Origin of the sequence: Sphingobium bisphenolivorans (genome assembly GCF_000412635.1) — a bacterium.
Taxonomy (GTDB): domain Bacteria; phylum Pseudomonadota; class Alphaproteobacteria; order Sphingomonadales; family Sphingomonadaceae; genus Sphingobium; species Sphingobium bisphenolivorans.
This window is the reverse complement of the sequence record NZ_ASTG01000010.1, coordinates 81,235-99,470: the sequence shown is the minus strand read 5'-3', so window position 1 is coordinate 99,470 and position 18,236 is coordinate 81,235. Positions and strand designations below refer to the sequence as shown.

The following is an 18,236-nucleotide window of genomic DNA, read 5'->3' as shown; positions in this document are numbered from 1 at the left end:
TGAATTGTGCTTCTGCGAAAGCGGGAGCCCAGTCCGAACGGTGGAACTGGACTCCTGCTTTCCCAGGAGCACGTTGTTTGGCTAAGGCCTAACCCACTGATCGTCCGAAGGACACCCCATTCACGCCGCAGCGCGAGACGAAGCGGGGTGATAGAAAGTCGCGCCGCTCGCGGCCATGTCCTGCAGCTGCACCGTGGGCGCGAAGCGATCGCCATGCCGCTCCGCCAGCCGCTCCAGCACGGCGACGACATGGCCGATCCCGACCGTGTCCATGTGGCTGAACGGCCCACCGGTCCAGGGCGCGAAGCCCCAGCCGAAGATCGCGCCAATATCGCCATCCTCCGGCGTTTCCAGCACGCCCTCCTCGAAGCAGCGCGCGCATTCCACCAACTGGCGGTAGAGCAGCCGCTCCTTCACCGCCTCCACATCCGGTTGCACGGCGGCATGGGGGAACATCTCCTGCAGCCCCGGCCACAGATGCTTCTTCCCGCCCTCGGGATAGTCGTACCAGCCCTTGCCATTCTTGCGTCCCAGCCGGCCCAGTTCGACCATCCGCTCGATCACCGCGTCGGACGCCTGCGCGACATAGGCGTCGCCCAGTTCCTTTCTGGCCGCCACCAATATCTTGTATCCCAGTTCGATCGACACCTCGTCGCCGACCGCCAGCGGTCCGACGGGCATGCCCAGCTGCCGCCCGGCATTCTCGATCAGCGCCGGATTGACCCCCTCGGCCACCATCTCGATCCCCTCCTGCACATAGGTGCTGAAGCAGCGCGAGGTGTAGAAGCCACGCGAGTCATTGACGACGATCGGCGTCTTCCTGATCTGCGAGACGAAATCGATTGCCTTGGCGATGGCGGCGGGGCCGGTCTGCTTGCCCAGGATGATCTCCACCAGCGGCATCTTCTCCACCGGGGAGAAGAAGTGGATGCCGATGAAATTGTCCGGCCTGGACCACGCTCCCGCCAGCTTCGTGATCGGCAGGGTGGAGGTGTTGGAGCCGAAGATCACATCCGCGCCCAGCACCTCCTCGACCTTCTTCGTCACCTCGGCCTTGATCCCGACATCCTCGAACACCGCCTCGATCACGAAGTCGGCTCCGGCGAGCGCGCCATAGTCGGTGGTCGGCGTCACCCGTGCCAGCACCTCCGCCACCTTCTCGGGCGTCATGCCCCTGCCGATGCGCTTCTTCAGCTGCTCCTCGACATGGGCCTTGCCCTTATCGGCATAGGCCTGATCGCGGTCGAACAGCACCACCTCCATGCCCGCCTGCGCGGCGACGGTGGCGATACCCGCGCCCATCATGCCCGCGCCCAGCATGGCGAGCTTGCGGGTAGGGGCCTTGGGCTGGCCCTTGGGCCGCCGCGCACCGCGCTCCGCCGCCTGCTTGTTGACGAACAGGCTGCGGATCATGTTCGCCGCCTGCGGATCCGCCGCGACCTTCGCGAAATATTTGCTCTCCACCCTGATCGCGCGATCGAAGGGCAGGGACGTGCCCTCATAGACTGCCGACAGCAGGGCGATCGGCGCGTTCATGTTTTGCTGGGCCTGCTTCAGCGTCATCGGCAGAGCGCCCGCCATGGTCTGCACGAACGCCGGATTGAACCCGCCCGCGCCGCCGGGAAATTTGAAGCCCTTGACGTCCCACGGCTGCACGAAGGCCGACGGATTGGCCTTCACCCATTCCTTCGCCTTTGCGACCGCCGTGCCCTGCGGCACCACCTCGTCCACCACCTTCAGCATCGCCGCTTCGGCCGGGCGGAACAGCTTGCCCTGCAACATATACATCAGCGCCGCCTGCACCCCCATGATGCGCGGCAGCCGCTGCGATCCGCCGCCGCCGGGGAACAGGCCTATCAATATCTCCGGCAGGCCCAGCTGCGTCTTCGGACTGTCCCCAACCACGCGCCGATGGCAGGCCAGCGCCAGCTCGAAGCCGCCGCCGACGCAGGTGCCCTCGATGGCGCAGGCCACCGGCTTGCCGCAGGTTTCGATACGTCGGAACAGCTGGTTCAGCACGAAGACCTTGTCGAATATCTCGGCAAGAGCAGGGCGCCTGCCGCTCTCGCTCGCCAGCATCGAGCCGAAAAATTTCAGGTCCATGCCAGCCATGAACGCGCTGTCCTTGCCCGAAGCGATCACCGCCCCCTTGATCGCCTCTTCCGACGCAATGCGCGTGACCGCCGCGTCCAGATCGGCCAGAAAATCCGGGCCGATGACGTTCATCGACTGATCCGGCACGTCGATGGTCAGGGTGGCGATACCGTCGGCGTCGACGTCGAACTTGATGCTGTTCATGATCTTTCTACCTCTCAACCGCCTGCTGCGCCCAGCCCAAATTCTGCCCTTGGTAAAGCCGTCATCCCGGACTTGATCCGGGATCCCGCTTTTCTTCCGGCAAGGCGAACAAGGAAGCGGGACCCCGGATCAGGCCCGGGGTGACGGAATGAATGAACGTTGCTCCAACACACGGCATGCCTTCCCCGATCTCCGTTCGTACCGAGCCTGTCGAAGCACGCGCGCGCCCATCGACCTGCTCCCCTCAAACCCGCTCGATGATGATCCCGGTGCCCATCCCCGCGCCGACGCAGAGATTGACCAGCGCGGTGCCCTTGCCGGTCCGCTCCAGTTCATCCAACGCCGTGCCCAGCACCATCGCGCCGGTCGCGCCCAACGGATGCCCCATGGCGATCGCGCCGCCGTTCACATTGATCTGCTGATGGTCCAGGTCCATCGCCTGCATGTAGCGCAGCACCACGCTGGCGAAGGCCTCGTTCAGTTCCCACAGGTCGATGTCGGCCTTGCTCATCCGCGCCCGGTTGAGCAGCTTGCCCGCGACATATTCCGGGCCGGTCAGCATGATCAGCGGCTCCGACCCGATCGATGCCATCGCCTTGATCCGGGCGCGCGGCTTCAGGCCATATTTCTCGCCCATCTCCCTGTTGCCGACCAGCACCGCAGCGGCGCCATCGACGATGCCGCTGCTGTTGCCGGCATGGTGGATATGGTTGACCCGCTCCAGTTCCGGATAGCGCAGCAAAGCGACCGTATCGAAGCCCGGCATTTCCTCGCCCATCGCGGCAAAGCTCGGCTTCAGCGCGCCCAGCGACTGCATCGTCGCGTCCGGCCGCATATGCTCGTCATGGTCCAGCACCACTTGCCCGATCACGTCCCGCACCGGCACGATCGACTTTGCGAACCGCCCTTCGTCCCAGGCCGTCTTGGCCCTTCGCTGGCTCTCCACCGCATAGGCGTCCGCATCGTCGCGGCTGATGCCGAACTTGGTCGCGATCACATCGGCCCCGATACCCTGCGGCGCGAAATAGGTCTTGTAGGCGACCGCCGGGTCCATCGCCCAGGCGCCCCCGTCGGACGCCATCGGCACCCGGCTCATCGACTCGACCCCGCCGCCAATCGCGAGGCCCGCTTCGCCCGAATAGATTTTCGCCGCGGCCATGTTCACGGCCTCCAGCCCCGACGCGCAGAAACGGTTGATCTGCACCCCCGGCACGGTTTGCGCATAATCTGCGTTCAGCACCGCGACGCGGGCGATATCCGCGCCCTGTTCGCCGACCGGGCTGACGCAGCCCAGGATCACGTCATCCACGTCGGCGGTGTCGATCTCCGTCCGGTCGCGCACCGCCTCCAGTACCTGAGTCGCCAGTTGGATCGGGGTAATCTCGTGCAGCGACCCGTCGGACTTGCCCCGACCCCGCGGCGTCCTGACAGCCTCGTAGATAAAAGCTTCCATGCCTCGTTCCTCTCGCTGGCCGTCAATGTATTTACGTTAACGTAAAGTGCAAGCCCCATTGCTCTATCCCATATTTTACCTCGCCATCTTATTCATGGAATTGACGCTCCGCCCCAATTCCGCTTGATGGCTCCCGTGTCAGAGGCCGACCCAAACCGCGCTCCGTCGCCTTTCTCCATCCCGATCTTTCGCGCGGTATGGTTCGCCAGCCTTGCTTCGAATTTCGGCGGCCTGATCCAGTCGGTCGGCGCCAGCTGGATGATGACCTCGCTTTCAGGTTCGCCCCAGCTGGTCGCCCTGGTTCCGGCCGCGACCACCTTGCCGATCATGCTCCTTTCCCTCTGGGCTGGAGCGGTGGCCGACAATCTCGACCGCCGCCTCGTGATGCTCTCCTGCCAAGTGGCGATGCTCATCGTCTCAGCGACACTCGCTCTCTTCGCCTGGTGGGGTATGCTCACTCCCTGGACCTTGTTGAGCTTCACCTTCCTGATCGGCTGCGCCACCGCCATCAACGGCCCGGCGTGGCAAGCTGCGGTCGGGGACATGGTGCCGCGTTCGTCCCTGCCGCACGCCGTGTCGCTCAACAGCATGGGCTTCAACCTGGCGCGAAGCCTGGGACCGGGACTGGGCGGCATCATCGTCGCAGCGGCTGGTGCGGCGGCTGCCTTCCTCACCAACGCCGTGACCTATATCGGCCTTGTCGTGGTCCTTCTGCGGTGGAGTCCGGACCGGACACCCAAACTACTGCCCCGCGAAAAGCTGGGGGAAGCGATGCGCGCAGGCCTCCGCTATGTCGCGATGTCGCCCAAGATTCAGTTGGTCCTGCTTCGCGCCGGCGTCTTCGGGTTTGGCGCCAGTGCGGTCTCCGCCATGATGCCGCTGGTCGCACGCGATCTTCTGGGCGGCGGCGCGCTGACCTTCGGCGCCCTTAGCGGCGCTTTCGGCTTCGGCGCAGTGCTGGGCGCGCTTTCCACCAGAAAACTGCGCGAGCGCTATTCGATCGAGACCATCGTGCGCTGTTCTTCGATCGCGGTCGCTGCCGGTGTCGCGTTGATGGGGTTCAGCGGCTTGCTGCTGCTCACCCTTGCCGGCCTGCTGCTGGCAGGGGCGGGCTGGGTCATCGCTCTTTCGACGTTCAACGTCTCCGTCCAAATGTCCGCGCCGCGCTGGGTGGTCGCCCGCGCGGTGGCCCTTTACCAGATGGTGGCGTTCGGAGGCATGGCGGTCGGGGCCTGGGTGTTCGGGCACTTGGCAGAGCGCTACGGTGTCGCGGAAGCATTATATGTCGCGAGCGGGGTGCAAGTGGCGGCAGCGGCTATCGGCTTTGTCCGCCCATTGATGCAAGCGGGCGACGAGAATCTCGATCTCCATTTCTGGCGCGAACCGGAAACCGCGGTGCCCATCGAGCCGCGCAGCGGGCCCGTCGTGGTGACGATCGAATATCGCATCCCGAGCGGCTCCGTGGTCCCCTTCCTCGCAGCCATGAGCGAACGCCGTCGGATCAGGCGCCGGGATGGAGCTCATGGCTGGTCGCTGCTGCGTGACCTCGGCGATCCGGAATTGTGGGTCGAGCGCTACCATGTTTCCACCTGGCTCGACTATGTCCGCCATAATAGCCGGCGCACCGTCGCCGACCAGGCGAATGCCGACGCGCTAATGGGGCTTCATTCGGGAAGCAGGCCGTTGGTGGTTCACCGGATGCTGGAGCGGCAGACGGGTTCTCTGCCGCTCGGCCGCTTCGCCGACCCGCGCGAGATGGGCGATCCGCTGACCGATCCGACCCGCTCCAGCTGAACGATTTACAGCGGCTTGCCGTCCAGCAGATCCTCGGGCGTGTCGATGTCGCGCAGACAGGCGGTCATGGCCTCGATCTGGATGCCGTGGCTCAGCAGCGCGCGCGCGCCCTGATCGCCGCGAAGCGCCAGCAGTTCGGGGAAATGCTTGCGACCGATGAAGGCGGGCGGTGAAGAGGAAAATCCGTCCGTGCTCGCCACCACCGATCGACTGTCCTGAGCAGCCATGCAGATGCGGTTATAATGGGTTTGCGGCACGTCGGGCATGTCCGCCAGGCATATCAATATGCCCCGGCATCTCCGGATCGGCTGGACATGCTGGACAGCCCTGACGATGCTGGCGGACATTCCTTCTTCCGACCGGTCGTTGACGACGATGCTGTATCCTCGCCGCTCCAGCCTGCGATGAAGCTCCGGAGCCTGCGCGAATGGCCGCACCACGGCGACCAGTTCGGCAAAGGCGATCGAGGCGACCGCCTCCAGCGTGTGGACGGCGACGGACTTGCCGCGCCACTGCGCCATCAGCTTGTCTTCCTCCCCGAAGCGGGAGGATGTGCCAGCGGCAAGAAGGACGGCGGCGATATGTTCGGTTCGCATGCGGATGGGAAGCTAGCGCTTATTGTCGGCTGCCGACAGCCATGTCTTCCTTCATCGCATCTGCGGGGATGCGAAAAGGAAAGTCTCGAGCAGACTTAAAGGGGTAGCGCTCCGCAAGTCGGCACGCCATATGGCTGTGACGAAGAAAAAGGAGTGGCAGGCCGTGGAATATGACCCTGATGCCGAAAGCGTGGGCGAATCGCTCAAGATCCCAGTTCCTGAGAATGTCGCGGAGGCGATCCGGACGCTGATCCGCTGGTCGGGTGATCAGCCGGAAAGGGAAGGTTTGCTGGAGACGCCTGAACGCGTCGCGCGCGCCTGGAAGGAATATTGCCGCGGCTATGACGACGATCCCGCCTATCATCTTTCGCGGATATTTCACGAAGTCGGCGGCTATGACGATATCGTCCTGCTGAAGGATATTCCTTTCCAGTCGCACTGCGAACATCATATGGCGCCGATTATCGGGCGCGCTCATGTCGCTTATCTGCCGGACCAGTATGTGGTGGGCATCTCCAAGCTCGCGCGCGTGGTGCATGCCTTCGCCAACCGCCTTCAGGTGCAGGAGCGCCTGACGTCGGAAGTGGCGAACTGCATCTGGGAGCATCTGAAGCCCCAAGGCGTGGCCGTGGTGGTCGAGGCGACCCATGGCTGCATGACTGGCCGTGGCGTTCGGACGCCCAACGTCATCATGAAAACCAGTCGTATGCTCGGTGTCTTCCGCGATGATGTTAAGAGCCGCGAAGAAGTGCTGAAACTGATCGATTCGTGAGCGAAGAGGGCGATCCGGGCTATCGGCCGCTCGGCGGTGCGTTTAGGAAGGCAGATGCGCGCGGGTCTCTTCCCCTCGCGCAGAAGCGGTTGGTTCTCGTTACAGGCGGACATCGCCGGCTGGGCGGCATCATTGCCGGCGCTTTCGCGCGCGCGGGTTATTCAATCGCCATCCACGGCAGCCATGATACCCGGCTAGACTCCGCGCTTGCCCTTACGCTGGAGGAGAATGGCACCGAATGGGACGGCTTCACCGCCGACTTCGCCGATCCGGAAAGCGCGGAGGAACTGATTGCATTGGTGGCCGAGCGGTTCGGCCGACCGCCGGACGTGCTGGTCAACAGCGCCGCGATCTTCGGGCAGGATCGGCTGAACGATGTGAGGGCCGATGATCTGATGCGGCACTATGCAGTGAATTGCGCCGCGCCGACGCTGCTGACGAAGGCCTTCGCGACAGTACCGGCCGGCTCGGGCGACCGCTGCATCATCAATATCCTCGATCAGCGGATCGACCATCCGCACGGGGACCAACTGGCCTACACCCTCTCGAAGATGGCGCTGGCGGGACTGACCCGTTTGTCCGCTTCCAGCATGGCGCCGCAAGTGCGGGTGAACGCCGTCGCGCCTGGGCTGACGATCGCCACGCCCGACTATGACGAAGGCCAGATCGAACGGTTAGCCGAGATGATGCCGCTCGCTCGCCTGCCGCAGGCGGAACAGATCGCCGAGAGTGTGTTGTTTCTGGCAGCCGCGACCGCGGTGACGGGCCAGACCCTTTATGTCGACGGCGGCGCTCATCTGCGCAGCTATGAGCAGGACTTCATGCATCTCGCTCGTTAGGCCAGGTAGCGGTTCCGACTTCCTTTGGACAAAGCGCGCTGAAAATGCTCCTAAAGCCAATCGACGTCACGCGTCCGGCCCGGTATGGGGAACCGATATGAAAAGGAAACGGTCGCAGTCCGCTCATGCAGTATAAGCCGAAGCGCAGCCGGGCGATTGCCATGCCGAATGGCGAATTGCGCGCGCGGGCAACCGAATATCTGGATTTCCTGGCCGCCTGGGTGAAAAAGCCGCGGCAAACTGCGTCCGTCGTCCCCAGCAGCCGCTATCTGGCCCGTTTGATGGTGGCGGATATCGATCCTGCCGATGGCCGCGTGATCGAGCTGGGAGGCGGGACCGGCGTATTTACCCGCGCCATCCTCGATACGGGGCTGCCGCCGGAAAAGCTGGAGGTGGTGGAGATCAATCCTGCCTTCGCCCGTGGCCTGCGGCGGCACTTCCCGCATGTATCTGTGCTGGAAACGCCCGCCCAGATCGTCTCGACGGCCACGGCCGGGGCGCCCGGCGAATATCAGACGGTGATCAGCGGGCTGCCGCTGCTGGCGATGGACCGCCGCATGCATGGCGACATCCTGTCGGAGTCCTTCCGGATGCTGAAAGCGGGGGGCAACTTCATCCAGTTCACCTATTCGATGCGGCCGCCGGTCAGTCGGGACGTGCTCGACGCGCTCGACCTCGACGTAGAGCGATCGGGCCAAACGGTGCGGAATTTCCCCCCGGCCACGGTTTTCCGCTTTTTCCGCAAGGGCGATTAGCGCCGGTTGCGCTCTGCGAGGGGCGCCCTATCTTTGCCGCTCATAGGCAAAGGGGGCAATGCCGCTCATGGCATCAATCATCACGGTTTCCGGTCTTACGAAGAGCTATGCATCGGGGTTTCAGGCGCTCAAGGGCGTAGACCTGGAGATTGAGGAGGGCGAGATTTTCGCGCTGCTGGGTCCTAACGGGGCGGGTAAGACGACGATGATCTCGATCATCTGCGGCAATGTCCGGCCAAGTGGCGGCAGCGTCACCGTGGCCGGCCATGACATCGTCCGCGATTATCGCGGCGCCCGATCTGCGATCGGCCTTGTGCCGCAGGAACTGCATACCGATGCCTTCGAACGGGTGATCGACACCGTCAGCTTCTCCCGCGGGCTTTTCGGCAAGGGCAGGAACGATGCCCATATCGAGAAGATCCTGCGTGACCTGTCGCTCTGGGACAAGCGCCACAACAAGATCCTCGAACTTTCGGGCGGCATGAAGCGCCGCGTGATGATCGCCAAGGCGCTGAGCCACGAGCCGCGCGTCCTGTTCCTTGATGAACCGACCGCTGGCGTCGATGTGGAACTGCGCCGGGACATGTGGAAGCTGATCGCAGAGCTGCGGCAAACCGGCGTCACGATCATCCTCACCACCCATTATATCGAGGAAGCGGAAGAGATGGCCGACCGCGTCGGCGTCATCAATAAGGGCGAATTGATCCTGGTCGAAGAGAAAACCGCGCTCATGCGCAAGCTGGGGAAGAAGACGCTCACGATCGTGCTTTCAGAGCCGCTGTCTTCCGTGCCATTCGAACTTGCGGAGTGGGGCGTCAGCCTCAAGGCCGACGGACATGAGATGGAATATGTCTTCGACACGCAGGCGGAGCGCACCGGGGTGTCATCGCTACTGCGCAAGCTTGGCGATTTGCGGATCGGCTACAAGGACCTCAATACGGAGCAGAGCAGTCTGGAAGATATTTTCGTGAGCCTTGTGCACCAGGAGCGGGCGGCATGAGCGGGTTCAACTATCGGGCTATCCAGTCGATCTACGCCTTCGAGCTTCACCGCTTCCGCCGCACGCTGCTGACGGGTCTACTGGTGCCAGTCATCACGACATCGCTTTATTTCGTCGTGTTCGGCGGGGCGATCGGGTCACGCATGACGGAGATCGACGGCATTCCCTACGGCGCCTTCATCGTGCCGGGCCTCATCATGATGTCGATGTTTACGGAGAGCATCTTCAATGCCAGCTTCGGCATCTACATGCCAAAATTCACCGGCACCATATATGAACTGCTCTCCGCGCCTGTGTCTGCTGCGGAGACTGTCATCGCCTATGTCGGCGCAGCGGCGACGAAATCGCTGATCGTTGGGGCGATCATCTTTGCAACGGCGCATCTTTTCGTCGACCTGCCCGTGGCCCATCCATTTGCGATGGTCGCGTTCATGGTGCTGATCGCCGTCAGCTTCTGTCTCTTCGGCTTCATCCTCGGCATATGGGCGCAAAGCTTCGAGCAATTGCAGGTCATCCCCCTGCTGCTGATCATGCCGATGACGTTCCTCGGCGGCGCATTCTACTCCATCCACATGCTTGCCGAGCCGTGGCGGACGATCACGCTGTTCAATCCGATCGTCTACCTGATCTCGGGCTTTCGCTGGACCTTTTTCGGCCAGGGTGATGTGGGGATCGAATTCAGCCTGCTGTTCGCCGGGGCCATGCTGGCGGTCTGCCTGGGCGTCATCGCGTGGATGTTCCGCACGGGATACCGGCTGAAGAAATAAGTGCGCGAAAACAAAGGGCGGCTGTCACGGCCGCCCATCATCCCCAGCACTCTCATACGCCTCTCAGGCGGCGGCGCTCTGCGGCTCGACGGCGAAGAGACTCACGCCCTTATATTTGCTGTCGGTTTCATCGTAGAGTCCGTGCATCGCTTCGAACTTCTCTTCAAGCAGGCTCACTTCGCTCAAACCCGCGAGCTTGAAGGTGCCGAGCTTCAGTTCGCGCGGCGGACGGCCGTCCCGCTCAGTCGTCACGGCGTCGATGAACATTTCATCATGGCGCGTGTAGAGGATGTGCGGCGCCAGCTTTACGACCATCTTGTTATAGGTGGCCATGAGGCATTTCTGTAAAGCGATGGCTTCAAAGATCATAGCTGGGTCAATCATAGCGCCTAGTTCATTAGCGATTCGTCGGAGCGGTTCAATTGCTTTGTGCGCTGCACCATGGTCGAGCGGTGCAACCGGGCCATTTTTCGCGATGAGCAGTGTTAGCGGGGCAGGGGCAGGAGGCTGAGCCGCTCACGCGCCCACCACCGGCCCACCAGTAACAAGGCAACCACGCCAAGGCCACTCGCCAGGCCCAGCCAGATGCCGACGCCGTTCAACCCCATTGGAAAGGCCAGTAGGACGCCGACGCCGAGGCCGACCACCCAGTAGCCGAAGAGAGCGCATATCATGGGCACCTTCGTGTCCTGCAGTCCCCTCAGCATCCCTGCGCTCACTGCCTGTGCTGCATCGCCCAATTGAAACAGCGCCGCTATGGCAAGAAAGTGCACGGCAAGCGCTGCGCTGCGGGCGTTTGCCGGATCGCCAAGGTCGAGAAAGGCTGACACCAAGGTCCGCGGAATGCTGATCAACAGGCCGGCTGCCGCCAGCGCGAAGCCGGTGCCGACTGCCAGTGCCAGCCAGCCAGCGCGCGCGATCGCATGGCTGTCTCGCCTACCATAGGCGATGCCTACTCGAATGGTCGCTGCCTGACCAATGCCCATCGGGACCATGAAGATCATCGCCGCGATCTGGATGGCGACGGCATGGGCCGCAAGCGAATCGCGGTCGATCAGGCCCATGAGGAAGGCTGAGGCGTTGAAGACCGTCGTCTCGAAGCCCAGCGTGATGGCAATCGGCAGTCCCAATGTCCACACGGCGCGATGCCGCTCACGATCCCGCGTCCAGAAGCGTCCGAGCAGACGATAACGCCGGAAGTTCCGGTTCAGCAGGATCACACTCAACAATCCCAAAAACAGGAAGGTGGAGGAGAGCGTGCTGGCGATCCCCGCGCCGAAAAGACCCCAGGCCGGGAAACCAAAATGTCCGAAGATCAGCGTCCACCCGGCCAGAATGTTGAAGGGAATGGCGCAGATCATGATGACGAGGCCCCAAACCGGGCGCTCCAGCGCGGAAATGAAGTTGCGCAGCGTGGTGAAGCCGAGGAAGGGCAGCAGCGCCCATTGCAGCCCATGCATCAGCGAGCCCGCTTGCCGCGCAAGGTCGGGTTCCTGACCCATCAGCAGCAGGATCGCCTCGCTATTCCAGAGCAGCGCCCAGGCCGGCAGGGTGAACAGCGTTGCCGCTCGCAAAGTTTGATGCACCGTTTTGCGTACATCGCGCACGGAATGACGATGGCGTCCGCGCTCGCTGGCGATGAGCGGCGAAGCGGCCGTCACCAGACCCATGCCGAAGATCAGCAGCGCATTGAACAGGTTGATCGCGAGAGCGCCGGACGCAACCGCGCCAGCGCCGAGACGGCCCAGCAGGAGCAGGTCGGTGGCAGCGATCCCTGCCCATGCGATATTGCCGGCGATCATCGGCAGTGCAAGCGCGATCAACGCGCCTGCCTCCAGGCGCCAGGGCGAGGACATCAATGTTTCTTGAAGAGATGCAGCACCGCGACGACGATCCCGCCGATCACCAACCCTATGATAGCGGCACCGAGCGCGTTGACGAACCACTCGACGACCGGGCCGATGGCAGGAACGGCATGGGCAGCGCTTTCCGCGACATGGTGGATAGTGCCGGGTATCGCGTCCCAGTGGAATTCGTGCAGCCCATGAACGATAAGGCCGCCGCCGACCCACAGCATGGCGGCGGTGCCCACCACGCCCAAAATCTGCATCAATACCGGCATTGCCTTGACCATGCCGCGCCCCAGGCTACGCACGCCTGCTGATGAGCGTTCCGCCAGATGCAGCCCGATATCGTCCATCTTCACGATGAAGCCGACGACGCCATAGACGCCGGCGGTGATCAATATGGCAACGACCACAAGGATCAGCGCCTGCTCCCAAATCGGCTCGGCAGCCACGGTTCCCAACGCGATCGCCATGATCTCGCCCGACAGGATGAAATCGGTGCGGATCGCGCCTGATACTTTCTGGTCCTCAAGCTCCTTGGAACTATGCGTGGTCAATGCCTCATCGGCCACGTCGTGACCGCCTTTCACTGCCTCCAGCAGCTTCTCGGCCGCCTCGAAACAGAGGAAGGTGCCGCCAAGCATCAGCAGCGGCGGCAGGAGCCAGGGCGCGAAGGCGCTCAGCACCAGCGCGGCGGGCAGCAGGAAGAGGAGCTTGTTCCGAAGCGAGCCTTTGGCGATCTTCCAGATGATCGGAAGCTCGCGGTCAGGGGTAAGTCCCATGACGTAACGCGGCGTCACTGCGGTATCGTCGATGACGACCCCTGCGGCTTTTGAGCCCGCTTTACCTGCAGCGGCGGCTACATCGTCCAGCGACGTAGCGGTAAGCTTCACGATGCCCGCTACATCATCGAGCAGCGCGATCAGACCCGAAGGCATTGATACTATTCCCCTGTTGGCTCGGCTGAGTGCCGAACCGTCTCAATAGAGGCGGGTCCGGAGCGGGGCAATGCCGCCGATGATCATGCCGCCAAGGCGGCGGGGCGGCTCAGTGAACGCCGCGATAATTGCCGGGCGGGTCGCTGGCGGGGAAGGATTCATCGACCTGCTCGTCAACAAGATCCCAGCCATCCTCGTCGATATGCTGTTCCGCAGGTCCTGCATCGCGAACGGCCTGCCAGCGGCCCAGCGAAGCCAGATCTTCCTCCTCTTCGCGGCGGGCCTGCCAGTCCTGCCAGCTCTTGTAGGCGACTGCACCGAGCCCGGCAACAAAAGCGAATTTCACCAGTCCCTTCATCACTGCTTCTCCCGCGGCTTGTGAACATGAACCCATTCGGCCGGATTCCCGCTGACCCCGTGGGGCGGGAGCGATATCTCGCCCTCCTCATCAGTACCGCCGGGCGGCTCGCCGGAGGCAGATGCCGGCGCTACTGCCCAGCGCTCGCGCAATGCTGCATCGATCATGGCCTGCCAGATCCGGTCGTCTCCCGCCTCGCGCATGGCGTCGTCCGGCGTCTTCAGGATCGCAAGCAGGCTTGCCGCATCCTCCACACGGTCCTGCCAACTTTCGGGCTCGCTCATCGCCAGATGGCGGGCGAGCCGCTCAATGAGGGAGCGCTGTTCCATGGCAATTGAACGCCAGCCCGGCGGCTCTGTTCCTTCCATTTCGTAACGGATGCGCAGCGTTGTGAACGGCTGGGCCGCTGCGTCGTTGATCGGAAACTCGGGCACAAGACGGAGACGCATCATGCCTCGCGGCGACAAGAGCAGCTACACCGACAAGCAGAAACGAAAAGCCGAGCATATCGAGGAAGGATATGAGAAGCGCGGCGTTTCTCATGACGAAGCGGAGCGCCGAGCCTGGGCAACGGTGAACAAGGAATCCGGCGGCGGCAACAAGTCTGGCTCCGGCCGAGGAAAGCCGGACACGCATGTGTCCTCGCGCGAAGGCGGACGAAAAGGCGGAGCGGCGTCCGCGCGTCGGTCAGCGGTTGATCGGTCCGCAGCTGCCAAGAAGGGCTGGGAAACACGGCGAAAGCGAGCGCACGGCTGATGGCTTAGTGTGCAAGCCGGATCTCGAACAGCTTCGTCCAGTTCTTCCCGGTGACAAAAATCCGATCGCCCTTGGCGTCATAAGCGATGCCATTGGCGACCGCCTCGCTTTCCTTTGTCCCTCGCGCCTTAACGAGAGGAGCAATGTCGACCCAGTCGATCACTTGGCCACTCTGCGGATCAATCCGGGCGATCCGGTCATCATACCAGATGTTGGCCCAGATCTCGCCCTTCACATATTCCAGCTCGTTGAGCCGCTCGACTGGCCTGCCGTTCCAGCGAACGGTGATCCGCCGCCGTTCGGTCAGCGTGTTGGGATCGAGGAAGCGAAGCTGGGCGGTGCCGTCGCTCATGATGATGCTGCGCCCGTCCTGCGTCAGGCCCCAGCCTTCACCTTCATAGCGAAATGTCGCAACGGGGGAGAAGTCATTCAATTTCCAGACGAACCCTTGGCGGTGCCGCCACGTCAGGCTGATCAGGCGATCCTTCCAATTGACGATTCCCTCGCCAAAATAGGGCTCGGCGACGATGCGGCGGCTCAGCACCTTGCCGCTCTTCAACTCGACCTTGCGGATGTCCGATTGCCCTTCCAGCCCCGTGCTCTCGTAAAGCGCGCCATCATGGAAAAACAGCCCCTCCGTAAAGGCGGCGGGGTCATGGGGGTAGGTCCCGACCAGCTTCCACGCCGTCTCCGCCTGGACGGGGACGCTCAGCAGCAGCACGCTCACCAGCGCCAGCAGGGCACGGCTCATTCGGCTGCGGGTTCCGCAACGGCGTTGGCAAGCCAGTCGGGAAGAATGGCGGGATTGAGATCCTCCACCCGCCGCAATTCGATGGAAAGGCCAAGATCAGAAAGAACAGCTTTCTGCCGCTTTTCGTCGGCGTAAGCGAGCGGGACCGCAACCAGACGCCGGTTCACCTTGTTCCGATAATGCATGCGGGCGGTGTTTTCCTGCCCGACATAGCAGCCCTTGTCATAATCTACGCCGTTCAGCTCTTCGGCGTTGGTTTCCAGCCATAGCAACTGGTCCTGACCAAGCTCGCTTACGCCTTCGAATACGCCGAGCGCCAGCCGATGAGCGCGAAAAGCCGGTGCCGCGTCGCCGCTATCGGGCTCAGCGAGCCAACGATGCCCCAGCGCCGACAGCCTCGGGTCGAGCGGCTTGCCCTCCGCATGCGGCGCCCAATGCACGGCCAGCGCGTCTTCTGGGGCGATCGTCACTTTCCGCCGCAAGCGATAAAGAGTCAGCCTTTTCGCCAGCGCACCCGCCTGCGTCGCTTCGCAGTCGACCAGCACGTCGTCACCGTCGGCCCAGAGAATGAAATCGAACAGCGCCTTGCCCTGGGGCGTCAGCATGGCCGTCCAGCGCGGCTCGCCTTCTTTGAGGGTCAGCACATCGCGGGTCAGCAGGCCCTGGAGAAAGGACCTTGTTTCCTCTCCTGAAATTCTGAGGAGCGCGCGGTCTGTAAGGGTGGTGCCAGTCATCGGCTTTAGGTAGGACACTCCCACACCATATCCAAGCCCACCACGAACCAGGGTGCCTGCATCATGTCCGAGAATTTTGACCTTATCCTGAAGAACGGCACCATCCATACGCCGGGCGGCAGCGAGCGAGCGGATGTGGGCGTGCGGAACGGCAAGATCGCGGCCATCGGGACGTCGCTGGGCGACGCGGGGGAGGTGATCGACTGCGCCGGCCTCGATGTGCTGCCGGGTTGCATCGACAGCCAGGTTCATTTCCGTGAGCCGGGGCTGGAGCATAAGGAAGATCTGGAGTCGGGCAGTCGCGCGGCGGTGCTGGGCGGGATCACCGCGGTATTCGAAATGCCCAACACCAATCCGAATACTGACACCGCCGAACGGGTGCGGGACAAGCTGAGGCGCGCGCATCACCGCATGTGGTGCGACCATGCGTTCTATGTGGGCGCGACCGCCGACAATGCCGAGCAACTGCGCGAGTTGGAGCGCATCCCCGGCACCTCCGGGGTCAAAATTTTCATGGGCGCCTCCACCGGCAGCTTGCTCGTGGACGATGACGACGCCCTCTCGCGCGTGCTGGCGAGCGGCACGCGTCGCGTTGCCATCCATGCCGAGGACGAAGCGCGCATGAACGCCCGCAAGGATTTGCGGGTGGAGGGCGACCCGGCGTCGCACCCGGTCTGGCGAGACGATGAAAGCGCGATGATTGCGACGAAGCGGATCATCGACCTCGCGCGCAAGGCGCGTCGGCGCATCCACATCCTGCATGTGACGACGCCGGCGGAACTGGAGTATATCGCCCGCAACAAGGACATCGCGACCTGCGAGGTGACGCCCCAGCATCTGACGCTGGCCGGTGAAGACGCCTATCCGCACCTTGGCACCTACGCTCAGATGAACCCGCCGATCCGGTCGCGGGCGCATCGCGATGGACTATGGCACTGGCTCAACCAGGGCGTGCCCGATGTGCTGGGCAGCGATCATGCGCCTCATACGATCGAGGAGAAGGCAAAACCCTATCCGTCATCGCCGAGCGGTATGCCGGGCGTTCAGACGCTGGTGCCGCTGCTGCTCAACCACGTCGCGGAGGGGCGCCTGTCGTTGCGGCGCTTCATTGAACTGACCTCTTCAGGCCCGCAGCGCGTTTTCGGGCTGGTGGGGAAGGGACGCATAGCGCTGGGTTACGACGCTGACTTTACCGTCGTCGATCTGAAGAAGCGGTGGACGATCGACAGCAACTGGCTTGCTTCGCGCTGCAACTGGTCGCCATTCGAGGGTATGGACCTGACCGGCAAGGCGGTGGGAACGATCGTGCGCGGTCACCGCGTCATGTGGGAAGATGCGCTTGCCAACAAAGCCACGGGCGAACCGGTCCGCTTCGAAGGAACCGAGTTCGCCTGAGCGGTCCTGCGAAAGGGACAGGCGCGAATGCCTGTCCCGCGTCAGATGATGCCGCCACCCATGAAGAGGCGGAGCGCGCCGAAGGCTGCGACGATCAGGCAGAAATTGCGGCCGCCATTCTTCGACGACAACATGCCGATAAACGCGCCGACCAGCGCCATCGGCACCAGCAACCAGTTGAGCGCGCCGAGCAGGGGAAACACGGCCGGGATCATCAGGATAAGTGTGATAAGGCCAATCAGGGCTGACAGAATGTTGAGCATGGAAGACAGATGGCGTTCCGTCGGCCCCGCGGCAAGATGAGCGATGCTGATTGGCGAACAGCAGCGTCGATTTAAGGGGTCGATTCACCATAACCCCTAACGGAAAATTAACCTTTGCTCTTCATTCCTCATTTACGAAGGAGTGAAGTCATGGCGTTTGGTCGATCATTCTGCGCGCTCGCGCTTGTCCTGGCTCTGCCGCTCGCGGGATGCGGCAAGAAGAAGGAGGATGATCTCAATGCGCTCGACGCTCAGCTCACTGACAATGCCGGCGACGCGCTGACCGACCAGATCGTTGTAGACCCAAAACTCGCCGGGCAGCGTGCGGCGCGGCTTCCCTCGCTCCAGGGGCCGGCCGCCAAGGCGCTTGCACAATCCGTTAAGCTTGCGGGCGGCAGATTGCTCGCCACGCCTGCCCCGGCGAACGGAGCCAACGCCGAATCGGCCGACGCGCTCGCGGCCGTTGCTCGCGAACAGCAGAAGCCCGGCGGAAATGCCTTCTGTCGGAAGCAGCTCGTATCGGGCCTGCAATGGGCGAGCCGCCTTCCCGAGCCTTTCACTGTCTATCCCGGCGCTGAACTCAAGGAGGCGGCGGGTGCGGACAAGGATGGCTGCAGCCTGCGCGCGGCGACCTTCCAGACGCCTGTGCCCCGCCAGAGCGTGATGGATTTCTACTATACCCAGGCTCGCCGCGCCGGCTTCGATGCGGAACATAGCGTCGTGGACGGCAATCATGTCCTCGGTGGCACGCGGGAGGATGACGGCAGCGCGTTCCTGCTGCTGTTCAACGACGCCCCGGGCGGCAAGACCAGCGTCGACGTGATCGCGGATAACGGGCGATAAGGCTGGCCGCCCTGCCGGCCGCGCCGTCTGGCATTTCAGAATGATCGCTTCCCAATCATTCTGAAAATGCTCTAGGG

General features: G+C 63.1%; 20 protein-coding genes. 9 read left to right on the top strand and 11 right to left on the bottom strand.

The features are described from left to right. Positions 1-120 precede the first annotated feature (120 nt). Together L858_RS0109315 and L858_RS0109310 are read right to left on the bottom strand one after the other, a co-directional pair. Entirely contained in the window at positions 121-2,298 is a 2,178-nt protein-coding gene (locus L858_RS0109315; RefSeq protein ID WP_022682881.1) for a 3-hydroxyacyl-CoA dehydrogenase NAD-binding domain-containing protein, read from the bottom strand. Positions 2,299-2,542: 244 nt separating this feature from the next. Next, positions 2,543-3,751: an acetyl-CoA C-acetyltransferase gene (locus L858_RS0109310; RefSeq protein WP_022682880.1), complete on the bottom strand. Its 1,209-nt coding sequence runs from the start codon at positions 3,749-3,751 to the stop codon at positions 2,543-2,545. A 126-nt stretch (positions 3,752-3,877) separates the two neighbouring features. Between L858_RS0109310 and L858_RS0109305 the strand changes: the two genes are divergently transcribed. Then, positions 3,878-5,545, top strand: a complete 1,668-nt coding sequence (locus tag L858_RS0109305; RefSeq protein ID WP_022682879.1) for an MFS transporter — start codon at positions 3,878-3,880, stop codon at positions 5,543-5,545. A 5-nt stretch (positions 5,546-5,550) separates the two neighbouring features. Here the strand turns inward: L858_RS0109305 and L858_RS0109300 are convergent, their stop codons facing one another. Further along, positions 5,551-6,141, bottom strand: coding sequence for a nucleotidyltransferase family protein (locus L858_RS0109300; protein WP_022682878.1), 591 nt, complete (start codon positions 6,139-6,141; stop codon positions 5,551-5,553). A 163-nt stretch (positions 6,142-6,304) separates the two neighbouring features. Here L858_RS0109300 and folE point away from each other — a divergent pair, with 163 nt between their 5' ends. From folE to L858_RS0109275, 5 genes are all read left to right on the top strand, one after another. Continuing rightward, positions 6,305-6,913 carry a GTP cyclohydrolase I FolE gene (folE, locus tag L858_RS0109295; RefSeq protein WP_028055979.1) on the top strand — a complete coding sequence of 203 codons (609 nt, stop codon included), beginning with the start codon at positions 6,305-6,307 and terminating at the stop codon, positions 6,911-6,913. Beyond that, positions 6,910-7,752, top strand: a complete 843-nt coding sequence (locus L858_RS0109290; protein WP_022682876.1) for an SDR family oxidoreductase — start codon at positions 6,910-6,912, stop codon at positions 7,750-7,752. Before folE ends, L858_RS0109290 begins: the two co-directional genes overlap by 4 nt. Before the next feature lie 125 nt (positions 7,753-7,877). Continuing rightward, positions 7,878-8,507 (top strand): class I SAM-dependent methyltransferase, encoded by a 630-nt coding sequence (locus L858_RS0109285; protein WP_022682875.1) that lies wholly within the window; start codon positions 7,878-7,880, stop codon positions 8,505-8,507. A 67-nt stretch (positions 8,508-8,574) separates the two neighbouring features. Further along, positions 8,575-9,507, top strand: coding sequence for an ABC transporter ATP-binding protein (locus L858_RS0109280; RefSeq protein WP_028055978.1), 933 nt, complete (start codon positions 8,575-8,577; stop codon positions 9,505-9,507). Further along, positions 9,504-10,274, top strand: coding sequence for an ABC transporter permease (locus L858_RS0109275; protein ID WP_022682873.1), 771 nt, complete (start codon positions 9,504-9,506; stop codon positions 10,272-10,274). Before L858_RS0109280 ends, L858_RS0109275 begins: the two co-directional genes overlap by 4 nt. A gap of 63 nt (positions 10,275-10,337) precedes the next feature. Here the strand turns inward: L858_RS0109275 and L858_RS0109270 are convergent, their stop codons facing one another. The 5 genes from L858_RS0109270 to L858_RS0109250 all read right to left on the bottom strand — a co-directional run bounded on the left by L858_RS0109270 (position 10,338) and on the right by L858_RS0109250 (position 13,746). After that, positions 10,338-10,658, bottom strand: a complete 321-nt coding sequence (locus L858_RS0109270) for a hypothetical protein (protein WP_022682872.1) — start codon at positions 10,656-10,658, stop codon at positions 10,338-10,340. A gap of 101 nt (positions 10,659-10,759) precedes the next feature. Next, positions 10,760-12,130: an MATE family efflux transporter gene (locus L858_RS0109265; RefSeq protein ID WP_022682871.1), complete on the bottom strand. Its 1,371-nt coding sequence runs from the start codon at positions 12,128-12,130 to the stop codon at positions 10,760-10,762. After that, the gene (locus L858_RS0109260; RefSeq protein ID WP_022682870.1) at positions 12,130-13,059 is read right to left on the bottom strand and encodes a DUF808 domain-containing protein; all 930 of its coding nucleotides are present in this window, start codon (positions 13,057-13,059) and stop codon (positions 12,130-12,132) included. Before L858_RS0109260 ends, L858_RS0109265 begins: the two co-directional genes overlap by 1 nt. Positions 13,060-13,168: 109 nt before the next feature. After that, complete coding sequence (locus tag L858_RS0109255) at positions 13,169-13,417, bottom strand: tellurite resistance TerB family protein (RefSeq protein WP_022682869.1); 249 nt, start codon at positions 13,415-13,417, stop codon at positions 13,169-13,171. Next, positions 13,417-13,746 carry a hypothetical protein gene (locus tag L858_RS0109250; protein WP_028055977.1) on the bottom strand — a complete coding sequence of 110 codons (330 nt, stop codon included), beginning with the start codon at positions 13,744-13,746 and terminating at the stop codon, positions 13,417-13,419. Before L858_RS0109250 ends, L858_RS0109255 begins: the two co-directional genes overlap by 1 nt. Positions 13,747-13,867: 121 nt before the next feature. On the opposite strand from L858_RS0109250, the gene L858_RS0109245 reads away from it, so the two are divergent. Next, positions 13,868-14,173 (top strand): hypothetical protein, encoded by a 306-nt coding sequence (locus tag L858_RS0109245; RefSeq protein WP_022682867.1) that lies wholly within the window; start codon positions 13,868-13,870, stop codon positions 14,171-14,173. A 4-nt stretch (positions 14,174-14,177) separates the two neighbouring features. Here L858_RS0109245 and L858_RS0109240 read toward each other — a convergent pair whose 3' ends face one another. Further along, on the bottom strand, positions 14,178-14,924 hold the full coding sequence (locus tag L858_RS0109240) for a glutaminyl-peptide cyclotransferase (protein WP_022682866.1): 747 nt from the start codon (positions 14,922-14,924) through the stop codon (positions 14,178-14,180). After that, positions 14,921-15,658, bottom strand: coding sequence for a CAF17-like 4Fe-4S cluster assembly/insertion protein YgfZ (ygfZ, locus tag L858_RS0109235; RefSeq protein WP_022682865.1), 738 nt, complete (start codon positions 15,656-15,658; stop codon positions 14,921-14,923). The genes L858_RS0109240 and ygfZ overlap by 4 nt, the downstream gene beginning before the upstream one ends. A gap of 63 nt (positions 15,659-15,721) precedes the next feature. Between ygfZ and L858_RS0109230 the strand changes: the two genes are divergently transcribed. Continuing rightward, entirely contained in the window at positions 15,722-17,053 is a 1,332-nt protein-coding gene (locus tag L858_RS0109230; RefSeq protein ID WP_022682864.1) for a dihydroorotase, read from the top strand. A gap of 41 nt (positions 17,054-17,094) precedes the next feature. Here L858_RS0109230 and L858_RS0109225 read toward each other — a convergent pair whose 3' ends face one another. Then, entirely contained in the window at positions 17,095-17,316 is a 222-nt protein-coding gene (locus L858_RS0109225; RefSeq protein WP_022682863.1) for a hypothetical protein, read from the bottom strand. 150 nt (positions 17,317-17,466) lie between these two features. Between L858_RS0109225 and L858_RS0109220 the strand changes: the two genes are divergently transcribed. Next, positions 17,467-18,159: a hypothetical protein gene (locus tag L858_RS0109220; RefSeq protein ID WP_022682862.1), complete on the top strand. Its 693-nt coding sequence runs from the start codon at positions 17,467-17,469 to the stop codon at positions 18,157-18,159. Positions 18,160-18,236 lie beyond the last annotated feature (77 nt).

What these genes read in the sequence shown, in the direction of transcription:
- L858_RS0109315 (WP_022682881.1), bottom strand. Translation starts at nt 2,298, where the DNA reads ATGAACAGCATCAAGTTCGACGTCGACGCCGACGGTATCGCCACCCTG.
- L858_RS0109310 (WP_022682880.1), bottom strand. Translation starts at nt 3,751, where the DNA reads ATGGAAGCTTTTATCTACGAGGCTGTCAGGACGCCGCGGGGTCGGGGC.
- L858_RS0109305 (WP_022682879.1), top strand. Translation starts at nt 3,878, where the DNA reads ATGGCTCCCGTGTCAGAGGCCGACCCAAACCGCGCTCCGTCGCCTTTC.
- L858_RS0109300 (WP_022682878.1), bottom strand. Translation starts at nt 6,141, where the DNA reads ATGCGAACCGAACATATCGCCGCCGTCCTTCTTGCCGCTGGCACATCC.
- L858_RS0109285 (WP_022682875.1), top strand. Translation starts at nt 7,878, where the DNA reads ATGCAGTATAAGCCGAAGCGCAGCCGGGCGATTGCCATGCCGAATGGC.
- L858_RS0109280 (WP_028055978.1), top strand. Translation starts at nt 8,575, where the DNA reads ATGGCATCAATCATCACGGTTTCCGGTCTTACGAAGAGCTATGCATCG.
- L858_RS0109275 (WP_022682873.1), top strand. Translation starts at nt 9,504, where the DNA reads ATGAGCGGGTTCAACTATCGGGCTATCCAGTCGATCTACGCCTTCGAG.
- L858_RS0109270 (WP_022682872.1), bottom strand. Translation starts at nt 10,658, where the DNA reads ATGATTGACCCAGCTATGATCTTTGAAGCCATCGCTTTACAGAAATGC.
- L858_RS0109265 (WP_022682871.1), bottom strand. Translation starts at nt 12,130, where the DNA reads ATGTCCTCGCCCTGGCGCCTGGAGGCAGGCGCGTTGATCGCGCTTGCA.
- L858_RS0109260 (WP_022682870.1), bottom strand. Translation starts at nt 13,059, where the DNA reads ATGCCTTCGGGTCTGATCGCGCTGCTCGATGATGTAGCGGGCATCGTG.
- L858_RS0109255 (WP_022682869.1), bottom strand. Translation starts at nt 13,417, where the DNA reads ATGAAGGGACTGGTGAAATTCGCTTTTGTTGCCGGGCTCGGTGCAGTC.
- L858_RS0109250 (WP_028055977.1), bottom strand. Translation starts at nt 13,746, where the DNA reads ATGGAACAGCGCTCCCTCATTGAGCGGCTCGCCCGCCATCTGGCGATG.
- L858_RS0109245 (WP_022682867.1), top strand. Translation starts at nt 13,868, where the DNA reads ATGCCTCGCGGCGACAAGAGCAGCTACACCGACAAGCAGAAACGAAAA.
- L858_RS0109240 (WP_022682866.1), bottom strand. Translation starts at nt 14,924, where the DNA reads ATGAGCCGTGCCCTGCTGGCGCTGGTGAGCGTGCTGCTGCTGAGCGTC.
- ygfZ (WP_022682865.1), bottom strand. Translation starts at nt 15,658, where the DNA reads ATGACTGGCACCACCCTTACAGACCGCGCGCTCCTCAGAATTTCAGGA.
- L858_RS0109230 (WP_022682864.1), top strand. Translation starts at nt 15,722, where the DNA reads ATGTCCGAGAATTTTGACCTTATCCTGAAGAACGGCACCATCCATACG.
- L858_RS0109225 (WP_022682863.1), bottom strand. Translation starts at nt 17,316, where the DNA reads ATGCTCAACATTCTGTCAGCCCTGATTGGCCTTATCACACTTATCCTG.
- L858_RS0109220 (WP_022682862.1), top strand. Translation starts at nt 17,467, where the DNA reads ATGGCGTTTGGTCGATCATTCTGCGCGCTCGCGCTTGTCCTGGCTCTG.